6 protein-coding genes and 2 pseudogenes are annotated in these 9,005 nt (G+C 68.7%); 3 read left to right on the top strand and 5 right to left on the bottom strand.

Annotated features, from left to right (window positions below; all coding sequences use genetic code 11):
- Nucleotides 1-446: pseudogene (locus D183_RS0102900) on the top strand (DNA primase); the annotation flags it as partial.
- A gap of 127 nt (nt 447-573) precedes the next feature.
- Here the strand turns inward: D183_RS0102900 and D183_RS25980 are convergent.
- Entirely contained in the window at nt 574-1,725 is a 1,152-nt protein-coding gene (locus D183_RS25980) for a lipase family protein (RefSeq protein ID WP_017907666.1), read from the bottom strand.
- Between the two features lie 240 nt (nt 1,726-1,965).
- On the opposite strand from D183_RS25980, the gene D183_RS0102890 reads away from it, so the two are divergent.
- Nucleotides 1,966-2,955, top strand: a complete 990-nt coding sequence (locus tag D183_RS0102890) for a bile acid:sodium symporter family protein (RefSeq protein ID WP_017907665.1) — start codon at nt 1,966-1,968, stop codon at nt 2,953-2,955.
- Nucleotides 2,956-3,155: 200 nt separating this feature from the next.
- Nucleotides 3,156-4,742, top strand: a complete 1,587-nt coding sequence (locus D183_RS0102885; RefSeq protein WP_017907664.1) for a thioredoxin family protein — start codon at nt 3,156-3,158, stop codon at nt 4,740-4,742.
- A 168-nt stretch (nt 4,743-4,910) separates the two neighbouring features.
- Here the strand turns inward: D183_RS0102885 and D183_RS0102880 are convergent, their stop codons facing one another.
- The 4 genes and pseudogenes from D183_RS0102880 to D183_RS0102865 all read right to left on the bottom strand — a co-directional run.
- Entirely contained in the window at nt 4,911-6,647 is a 1,737-nt protein-coding gene (locus D183_RS0102880; RefSeq protein WP_017907663.1) for a methyl-accepting chemotaxis protein, read from the bottom strand.
- Nucleotides 6,648-6,735: 88 nt separating this feature from the next.
- Complete coding sequence (gene cyoE / locus D183_RS0102875; RefSeq protein WP_017907662.1) at nt 6,736-7,629, bottom strand: heme o synthase; 894 nt, start codon at nt 7,627-7,629, stop codon at nt 6,736-6,738.
- On the bottom strand, nt 7,626-8,789 hold the full coding sequence (locus D183_RS0102870; RefSeq protein ID WP_017907661.1) for a COX15/CtaA family protein: 1,164 nt from the start codon (nt 8,787-8,789) through the stop codon (nt 7,626-7,628). Before D183_RS0102870 ends, cyoE begins: the two co-directional genes overlap by 4 nt.
- 10 nt (nt 8,790-8,799) lie before the next feature.
- Nucleotides 8,800-9,005, bottom strand: a pseudogene (locus D183_RS0102865) (hypothetical protein); the annotation flags it as partial.

Below are 9,005 nucleotides of genomic sequence, written 5' to 3'. Positions count from 1 at the left end.
GCCGGCCGCCGCCGCGCGCGCCGCGCCCGGCGCACAAGCGCAGCCTGGTCCGCGAGGGGATCGTGCGACTGCTGCAGGCGCCGTCGCTGGCGCTGGACCTGCCGCCGCCCTACCCGTTCGCCGGCCTGCGCCTGCCCGGCATCGAACTGATGATCGAACTGCTGCAGATCGTGCATGCGCGCCCGGAGATCACCACCGGCGCTCTGCTCGAACACTTCCACGAACGCGAGGAACTGGCCGCGCTGCAGAAGCTGGCGGTGCAGGAGATCGCCGGCGAGACCGACAGCTGGCGCCAGGAACTGCACGACGTGGTCGTGCAGCTGGAAAAGCAGACGCTGCAGCAGCGCCTGGACGAACTGCAGGCCAAGCAGCGCGCGCAGGGTTTGGACGAGACCGACAAGTACGAGCTGCGGGAACTGCTGAAGGCGCGTGCGGGGCTGCATTGAGTCTGGCGGCAGACGCACTCGCCGCCACCAGGCCTTGCGTTGCATTCCATGGGCTATCGCCACCGCGACACGATTGGCCATTCTAGGCAATCGTGTCGCGGCAGCGTTCGCGCCGAGCTTGCGCTATTCAGGACTGCGCCAGGGCAGATGCACCGCTTTTCGCTTGAAGCCGCAAAAGCAGCGCATACAGTTCCGCGTCCTCGTCCATTTCCAATGTCAGCAGCTCCTGCGGCGGCGGCAATACCGGTTTGATGTGGGGCGCAATCAGCGAGGCGTAGGCTTTGGTGTGCTGGTTTTTCGCCTCGATCATGAATCCCAAGGCGGTAGTCGGGACAGCGCCCGGTGTGCCGAGAAGTTCTTGATTGGGGATTTGCTTGTAGCTGATCTTGGACAATTCCGCATTCGCTATCGCTTTTTTGACTTCTTCATCGATCAGCGGTATCGGCTTGTTCCCGTAAAGCGTGCTTATCTGCGCGAGCATCCCGGTATCCCAGGCATGCGGCACCACGTCGTAGGAGTTCCAGACATCGCGATTCCATACCCGATAGCCATCGCCGGTCGTCGGCGGCAACGTCGTATTGAAAAGCTCGGCGAAGGCGGCATTGCCTGGCGTGGCACCGGCGGTTGGGTAGCAATAAACCGCCTTGCTTCCGTCCAGCCAGTGGTTGCTCTTGAGCCAGGTCGCCACGGTCGGCGACAGCGCACCACCCAGGCTATGGCCGGCGAAGATCACGGTCGCGCCGCTGCTCGCGACGTTTTTCAGGAACGTCGCCAACGTATCGCCTTGGGATTCCACAGATGAAGGACTCGCCATGTTCAGCAAACGCCAGACGCCCAGCGCGGTACCCAGCGAAATGACGGCATTGGTCTCGGTCGGCGACGAAAGTGGAACCGGCTCGGTGTGTGCGGTGGGATCGTAGTTCGAGAAGTCCACCACCTGGTTGACCCCGAAATCTTCCATGTACCAGTCGTAATGCGAGATCGGATTGGTGGCGGCAATCGCTACGACATAGACGTCTCCGGCAAGACTGCCCAAGTTGCTCGACTTGGCCACGTACATGGCATTGTCCGAGACCTTCGAACCATCCGCTTGCCAGACCTGCGGCCCCCACACCAGCTCCCAATTGCCGATTGTCTGCTGTGCTACCGGAGACGCCAGCGTCGCCAGGATGGTCTTTTGATAGTCCTTCTGTAGCTGTTCCGCTGAGCCGAATCTGAAGCTGACCCAATTGGCCAAGCTCGAAAGCGCAAACACGGTCTGGTACTGATCGTATTGCATGTGCGTGCTCCTGATCCCTGGAGAAGCGGGAGGCGACGGTGCACGCGTGGCGCGCCATCGTGCCCGACGCGCTCCCCCACTCGGACGGGCAAAGGCAATCTAGCAATCCACCGATGCGCGCATCCGCCGGAAACGGCCGACACCGCAACATGTCTGCGAGTTGTCTACGCAGCGCGTCCGGATTCGCGTGCGGGCGCCATGCTTTCTAAAATGCGCGACTCCCCCGCTCGATTTTTCCCCATGCTCAAGTCCTGGCTCGCGCGCCTGCGCATCGAACCCTTCACCCTGGCGCTGCTGTGCACGGTGCTGCTGGCCTCGCTGCTGCCGGTGCAGGGGCGCGCGGCGTCGGTGATGGACGTGGTCACCGATCTGGCGATCGCCGCGCTGTTCTTCCTGCATGGCGCACGGCTGTCGCGCGAGGCCATCGTCGCCGGCGCATTGCACTGGCGCCTGCACCTGACCATCTTCGCCGCCACCTTCATCCTGTTCCCGCTGCTGGGCCTGCTGTTCAAGCCGCTGTCGCACTGGCTGCTGACCCCGGATCTGTACATCGGCGTGCTGTTCCTGTGCACGCTGCCGTCCACGGTGCAGTCGTCGATCGCCTTCACCTCGATGGCCGGCGGCAATGTGCCGGCCGCGGTGTGCAGCGCCTCGCTGTCGAGCCTGCTCGGGGTGTTCCTGACGCCGCTGCTGATGGGCGTGCTGACCGACGCGCAGAACGCCATGTCCAATCCGCTGGAGGCGATGGGCAAGATCATGCTGCAGCTGCTGGTGCCGTTCGTCGCCGGCCATCTGCTGCAGCGCTGGATCGGCGGCTGGGTCGAGCGCCACCGCGCGGTGCTGCGCTACACCGACCAGAGCACCATCCTGCTGGTGGTGTACACCGCGTTCAGCGCCGCGGTGGTCGAAGGCCTGTGGCGCAAGACGCCACTGCCGGCACTGCTCGGCGTCGCCGTGGTCGGCGCGGTGCTGCTGGCGCTGGCGATGGCGCTGATCACCTTCGGCGCACGGCGCCTGGGCTTTTCCCGCGAGGACGAGATTCCGATCGTGTTCTGCGGCTCGAAGAAGAGCCTGGCCACCGGCGTGCCGATGGCCAAGGTGCTGTTCGCCAGCGGCAGCCTCGGCGCGATCGTATTGCCGGTGATGATCTACCACCAGATCCAGCTGATCGTCTGCGCGGTGATCGCGCAACGCTACGCGCGCGCGGCGAAGGCAGAAGCGGCCGGCTAGCGGCGAACGGCAAGGGGCGGTCGCGGGCGCTGCAGGCACGCTGCGCCGACGCGGCCGCAAGCGCGTGTCATGCGCCGCGCAGCACCCGCACGGGCGGCATATGCAGATGCGCAGCCGGCATGTGCGATGACGGCGGCGGCTGCGTACAGTAGACGGCCGGCACGGCCGGCGCCGTGTCTCCCTCCCCACCCGGTGCCCCCATGAGCCGCATGTTCCGCCGTTCCGCGACGATCTCAGCCAGCCTGGCCGCGCTGCTGGCGCTGAGCGCCTGCCAGCAACCGCCCGCGCCTGCCGCACCCAAGGCCGCCCCAGCGGCACCTGCCGCCGACAGCGCCGGCATCGCCTGGCGCGAGGGCGACGTCGACGATGCCTTCGCCGAAGCGCGCGAGCACGACAAGCCGGTGCTGCTGTACTGGGGCGCGGCCTGGTGCCCGCCCTGCAATCGGCTCAAGGCCACGCTGTTCAAGGACCCGGCGTTCATCGCCCGCACTCGCGCCTTCGTCGCGGTGCACCTGGACGGCGATTCGGAAGGCGCGCAGGCCTGGGGCGAGCGCTTCGGCATCAAGGGCTATCCGACCATCATCGTGTTGCGCCCGGACCGCAGCGAGATCACCCGCCTGGCTGGCGACAGCGATACCGTGCGCCTGGCCGAGGCCCTGCGCGTGGCCGCGACCCGCACCACCACCTCGGCGCAGTTGCTGCAGCAAGCGCTGAAGGCGCCGGCCACGCTCAGCGCCGACGACTGGACCCTGCTCGGCGAATACGGCTGGGCGGTGGATGCGGCCCAACTGGTCAAGCCAGGTCAGGCGGCCGACGTGCTCACGCGCCTGGCCGCAGCCGCGCCGCAGCCAGCCTTGCAGCGCCGTTTCGCGTTGCTGGCGTTGGCCGCGCAGGATCCGGCCAGGGCTGCCAAGGTGGATGCCAAGCACCGCGCCGCCGACCGCGCACTGCTGCAGGCGGTGCTGGCCGACCCGGCCGAAGTGCGCGCCAACCGCAGCACGCTGACCTATGCGGCGCGCGAGCTGGTGCAGGCCGCGGCCAGCGACGCCGCCGAGCGCAACACGCTGTCCGCCGCGCTGACCCATGCGCTGGACCAGGTCTACGCCGACAGCAGCCTGCCGATCAGCGATCGCCTGGACACCGCCGCCGCGGACATCGCCTTGGCACGCCTGGCGCAAGGCCAGCCGGCCGATGCCGGCGACGGACCGCATCCGCCGCTGCCGCCGGCGGTGGTCGCCAAGGTGCAGCAGCGCGTGCAATGGGCCGAGCAGGCCGCCACGACCGACTACGAACGCCAGTCCACGATCAGCAGCGCCGCCGGCCTGCTGGACGAGGCCGGCGACAGCGCCGGTGCCGAACAACTGCTGCTGGCCGAGCTTCAGCGCAGCAAGACGCCGTATTACTACATGCCGGAACTGGCCGGCCTGGCCGAGGCGCGCGGCGACAAGCAGACGGCGCTGTTCTGGCTGAAGAAGGCCTACGAGAGCGCGCAAGGGCCGGCCACCCGCGTGCAGTGGGGCGTGCTCTATGTCGATGGACTGGTCCGGCTGCAGCCGGACAATGCGGCGGCGATCGAGGCGGCCGCCGGCCAGGTGATCGGGGAGTTGGCTGGTCAGCCCGACGGCTATCACCAGCGCACCCGGCAACGTTTCGACACCCTGGCCAAGACCCTGCAGGCCTGGAGCAAGGGCCACGACGGCAGCGCGGTGCTGGCGCGGCTGCAGCACAAGATGCAGCAAAGCTGCGGCAGCCAGGCAGGCGACACCTGCCAGCATTGGTTGGGGTGAGGGCGCAAGGCGCGCCACCGGCCGCATCACGCTTCCACGCGAGCAAGACCGCTGCACCGGCGCCGTCGCAGTCCCGGCATCGGCACTGCGACGTTGCAACGCGGCGCGCAGGCGGTCGCAACCGCCTTGCGTTGGCGGCGCGCGAAACGCGCGCGCCGCCGGCTCCGATCAGGCCGCCACGCGGACCGGCGCCACCTGCTGAGCGGCGCCCTGGCTGCCGGGGCGTCGGCCGCTGCTGGTATGCGCATTCAGGCCTTGCGCCTGCCCTTCCAGCGCGCGCGCGGCTTCGGCCATCTTTTCCACCAGCGCCGCGTTCTGCTGCGTGGCGGTATCCATCTGCACCACGATCTGGTTGACCTGGCCGATGCCGGCGCTCTGCTCGCGGCTGGCGCCGGCGATGTCGGTCATGATGCGCTGCACTTCGCGCACCGAGCCGAGCAGTTCTTCCATGGTGGCGCCGGCGCGTGCGACCAGCGCCGAGCCGCGATCGACCTGCTCGCTGGAGCCGGCGATCAGGCCGCGCACTTCCTTGGCCGCATCGGCGCAGCGCTGGGCCAGGCTGCGCACTTCGGTGGCGACCACGGCGAAGCCGCGGCCCTGCTCGCCGGCGCGCGCCGCTTCCACCGCCGCGTTCAAGGCGAGGATATTGGTCTGGAAGGCGATGCCGTCGATCACGCTGATGATGTCGGCGATCTTGCGCGACGCGCTCTCGATGCCGGCCATGGTCTGGACCACGTCGCGCACCACGTCGCCGCCGCGCTGGGCGACGTCGCTGGCGCCGTCCACCAGGCGGTTGGCGTGGCCGACGTGCTCGACATTGCGCTGCACGGTGCCGGTGATCTCTTCCATCGAGCTGGCCGCCTCTTCCAGCGCCGCGGCCTGCTGCTCGGTGCGCCGGGCCAGGTCGCTGTTGTCGTCGACCATCTCCGCCGCTGCCGTCTGCAGGGTGTGCGCTGCTTCGCCGAGCTGGCGCGCGGCATGGATGTCCAGCAACGCGCCGACCGCGCGCAGCGGGGTGCCGTCGGCGGCGCGCTTGGTCAGGCCACGCGCGCGGAACCAGCGGTACTCGCCGTTCTTCAGCTGCAGGCGGTATTCGATGTCGAAGCCGGTGCGGCCGGTGCGGTCGTTGAGGTGCGCGGCGAACGCGTTGAGCGCGAGCTGCGCGTCTTCCGGATGCAGGCGCGAGGACCAGCTGTCGAGCACGTTGGGGAACTCGGCCTCGGAGGCGAAGCCCAGCAGCGAACGGAACTGCGCCGACCACCAGAACTCGTTGGACGGGTTGATCGGATCGCCGGCGACCACGCTCATGTCCCACAGGCCGTCGTTGAGCATGTCCGCGCCCAGCTCGAAGCGGGTCAGGACCACGTCCAGGAACGCCTCGCGCTCGCGCCGCTCGGTGATGTCGGTGAGCGCGCCGGCCACCCGCAGCGGTAAGCCCTGGGCGTCGCGCTGGGTGGTGCCGATCGCGCGGAACCAGCGGTACTGGCCGTTCTTCAGCTGCAGGCGGTAGTCCACGTCGTACGGGGTCTGGCCGCTGCGGTCGCCCAGGTGCTTGGCGAACGCGTCCAGCGTGGCCTGCTTGTCGTCCGGATGCAGGCGCGAGGCCCAGCTGTCGAGCACGTTGGGGAAGTCGAGCTCGGAGGAGAAGCCCAGCATCGCGCGGAACTGCGAGGACCACCAGAATTCGTTGGCAGGGTTGATCGGATCGCCGGCGATCACCCGCATTTCCCACAGGCCGTCGGTGGTCGCCTTGGTGACCAGGTCGAAACGGACGTGCATGTCGTCCAGATTGGTGAGGGCACTGTCGGCCTGCGCACGGGCGCGGTCACGGTCGGCCTCGGCCTCGCGCAGGCGCTCGGTCAGTGCCTGCAGCTTCGCCGCGTCTTGCTTGCTCTTGCCCCACATACATGTCTCCGCGGCTTTGCCGATTTTGGTCGTTCGTACGGTAACGACCACGACCGGCAACACTTGAGCGGGGGGCTGAACGCGCGGTTCAGGCGATCCAGTGATCGACCAGCAGGAACGCGAACAGCGCCATCAGGTACACGATGGAATAGCCGAACATGCGCATCGAGAACATCTCGTCCGGCGGGTCGAGCATGCGCCAGGCGTACCAGAGGAACACCGCGTCCAGCACCAGGGTGCCGCCGAGGTAGAACACCCCGCTCATGCCCACCGCCACCGGCAGCAGCGTCACCACCACCAGCAGCACCGTGTACACCAGGATCTGCCGGCGGGTATGCGCCACGCCATGGGTGACCGGCAGCATCGGGATCGAGGCCTTGGCGTAGTCGGCGCGGCGGAAGATCGCCAATGCCCAGAAGTGCGGCGGCGTCCACACGAAGATGATCAGCACCAGCAGCGAGGCATAGGCCCAGTCCCACTGGCCCTGCATGCCGGTGATCGCGGCCCAGCCCAGCAGCGGCGGCGCCGCGCCGGCCAGGCCGCCGATGACGATGTTCTGCGGCGTGGTGCGCTTGAGGAACACCGTGTAGATCACCGCATAGCCGATCAGCGAGGCGAAGGTCAGCACCGCGGTGATCCAGTTGACCCACACCACCAGCACGGTCATCGACAGCGCGGTCAGCAGGGTGGCGAACAGCAACACCTGCCACGGCAGCACCTTGCCCACCACCAGCGGACGCCAGGAGGTGCGCGCCATCTGCGCATCGATGCGCGCGTCCAGCAACTGGTTGATCGCCGCCGCCGCCGAGGCCGCCAGCCAGATGCCGAAGAAGCCGAGCAGGCCGGTGCGCACCTGCGCCCAGGTCGGCAGCCCCGGGATCGCCAGGCACATGCCGACAAGGGCGGTGAACACGATCAGCGCCACGACTTTGGGCTTGGTCAGGTCCCAGTAGTCGCGCCAGTGGACGCGGTGCGCGCTCATTGCGGCGCCCGCAAGCGCGCCAGCAACGACACCAGCACGAACAGCAGCGCCACCGCGCCGGCGTTGTGCAGCACCGCCACCGGCAGGGGCAGCGCCAGCTTGACGTTGAGGATGCCCAGGCACACCTGCGCGACCAGCAGCAGCGCCAGCGCCACGGCCCAGCCGCGCATGCCCGGCGTGCGGCTCAGGCGCCAGCTCAGCCACAGCAGGTAGGCCGCCACCGCCATCGCCATCATCCGGTGCGCCATCTGGATCGCGATGCGCGCCGCGCCGTCGAGCACGCCGCCTTCGTAGTCCACGCCGATGCCGCGCCACAGGGTGAAACCCTCGCGGAAATCGTGCGGCGGCCACCACTGGCTGACGCAGCGCGGAAAGTTGTCGGCCGACCAACTGCCGCCGCCGCAGGCCAGTGCCGCGTAGTTGGCGCTGACCCAGCCGCCCAGCGCGATCTGCAGCACCAGCACCGCCACGCCCAGGCGCAGCAGCCACTTCAGCCGCGGCGCATCGGCCAGGGTGATCGGCAGGTGGGTGGCGCGCCAGGCCATCCACACCAGCAGCGAGAACATCAGCAAGCCGCCCAGCAGATGTCCCATCACCACGATCGGCTTGAGCAGCAGGGTCACCGTCCACATGCCCAGCAAGGCCTGGAAGATCACCACCGACAGGGTCAGTACCGCGGCACGGGCCAGGTCGTCGTTGGACCAGCGCAGCGCCGCCAGCAGCAGGATCGCCTCGCCGCCCACCGCCACCAGCATCGCCAGCCCCGGCCAGCCGGACATGTACAGCGGGATCGACAGCGCCACCAGCGCCGCCGCCGTGACGATCTGGGCGATGCCGAGCCGGCGCCGCCGCGCCGCCAGCAGCGACAGCACCAGCACCTCCACGCCCAGCGCACCGGCCAGGAAGCGGTGGATCTGCTCGCGCCAGGCCTTGTGCGTCTCCAGCGGCCGGATCTTGCTGGCGGCATGGGTGTCGGCTTCGGCACTGGTCTGCGGCCAGGTGATGCGGCCGTAGCAGGTCGGCCAGTCCGGACAGCTCATGCCCGCATCGGACAGGCGCACGAACGAGCCGAACATGATGGTGCTGGCGGTGAACAGCGCCGCCAGCCAGGCCATGCGGTGGAAATGCCGGAACAGCGCCGGGCGCGCGAACAAGGTCATAGGGAGCGGCTCACAGGAGTTTCAGCAGTTTCGCCAGGTCCGCACGCAGCCCGGCCGGGTCGAACCCGGGGGCATAGCGCAGCACCACGAAACCGTTCGGATCGATGACATAGACCGGCACGCCGGCCGCATCGCGCACCCGCGGCAGCGCCGCCAGCAGCGCCGGATCCGCGCGCAGCGCCTGCACCTGCGGCAGGGCCTGGGCGGCGGCCGGCG

This window comes from Xanthomonas sp. SHU 199 (assembly GCF_000364665.1).
GTDB lineage: Bacteria > Pseudomonadota > Gammaproteobacteria > Xanthomonadales > Xanthomonadaceae > Xanthomonas_A > Xanthomonas_A sontii.
The sequence above is the reverse complement of the archived record's forward strand: the minus strand, read 5'-3'. Positions and strand labels throughout refer to the sequence as shown.

Excerpts from the sequence above, each read along its gene's own strand:
- D183_RS25980 (WP_017907666.1), bottom strand. The coding sequence starts at position 1,725 with ATGCAATACGATCAGTACCAGACCGTGTTTGCGCTTTCGAGCTTGGCC.
- D183_RS0102890 (WP_017907665.1), top strand. The coding sequence starts at position 1,966 with ATGCTCAAGTCCTGGCTCGCGCGCCTGCGCATCGAACCCTTCACCCTG.
- D183_RS0102885 (WP_017907664.1), top strand. The coding sequence starts at position 3,156 with ATGAGCCGCATGTTCCGCCGTTCCGCGACGATCTCAGCCAGCCTGGCC.
- D183_RS0102880 (WP_017907663.1), bottom strand. The coding sequence starts at position 6,647 with ATGTGGGGCAAGAGCAAGCAAGACGCGGCGAAGCTGCAGGCACTGACC.
- cyoE (WP_017907662.1), bottom strand. The coding sequence starts at position 7,629 with ATGAGCGCGCACCGCGTCCACTGGCGCGACTACTGGGACCTGACCAAG.
- D183_RS0102870 (WP_017907661.1), bottom strand. The coding sequence starts at position 8,789 with ATGACCTTGTTCGCGCGCCCGGCGCTGTTCCGGCATTTCCACCGCATG.